We start from the raw sequence: 817 nt of genomic DNA, 5'->3' as shown, positions 1-817 counted from the left end.
ACCGAGCGCTGGCGCGCCGGCGCGGTCTCGGGCGAGACGGCGTCGGTCCGGTCCGAAACGGCGAGCCGGTCGCTCATCCGCGCGTCGCGGGCGCAGGCACGGCGGCGATCGGGGTCGGGCGGTCGAGGATGCGGCGGCCGAACAGGCTCGCGACCAGTTCCACCAGCACGCGGGCGCTGCGGCCGCGCTCGTCCAGGAACGGGTTGAGCTCGACCACGTCGAGCGAGCCGACGAGGCCGGAATCGTGCAGCATCTCCATGATCAGGTGCGCCTCGCGGAACGTCGCCCCGCCGGGCACCGTGGTGCCGACGGCCGGCGCGAGGCCGGGATCGAGGAAGTCGATGTCGAAGCTGACATGGAGGTGGCCCGAGGCCTCGGCGACCCGCTCCAGGCTGCGCCGGAGCGGCGCCACGACGCCGAACTCGTCGATGTGGCGCATGTCGGTGACCTCGACGTTGCGCGCGGCCACGAGGGCCCGCTCGCCGGCATCGATCGAGCGCAGGCCGAACAGGTGGACGCGGGTCGGGTCGAGGGCCGGGCGGTCGGGGTCGGCGAACAGGTCGGACAGGCCCGGCTCGCCGCAGAGCGCCGCCAGCGGCATGCCGTGCAGGTTCCCCGAAGGCGAGGTCTCCGGGGTGTTGAAGTCGGCATGCGCGTCGAGCCAGAGCACGAAGAGCGGCCGGCCGGTCCGCGCGCAGTGGCGCATCGCCCCCTCGACGGTCCCGAGCGACAGGCTGTGATCCCCGCCGACGACCACGGGCAGGTCGCCCGCGTCGAGGGCGGCCTCGACCTGGCGGGCGAGCACCCGGGTCCAGGC

1 protein-coding gene is annotated in these 817 nt (G+C 74.8%); it reads right to left on the bottom strand.

Annotated features, from left to right (window positions below; genetic code table 11):
* Positions 1 to 73: 73 nt before the first annotated feature.
* Positions 74 to 817 (bottom strand): arginase (gene rocF, locus FV223_RS28920; RefSeq protein WP_147730034.1); only part of this gene is annotated, 744 nt, incomplete at its 5' end.

Origin of the sequence: Methylobacterium sp. WL116 (genome assembly GCF_008039455.1) — a bacterium.
Classification (GTDB): Bacteria; Pseudomonadota; Alphaproteobacteria; order Rhizobiales; family Beijerinckiaceae; genus Methylobacterium.
The sequence above is the reverse complement of the archived record's forward strand: the minus strand, read 5'-3'. Positions and strand labels throughout refer to the sequence as shown.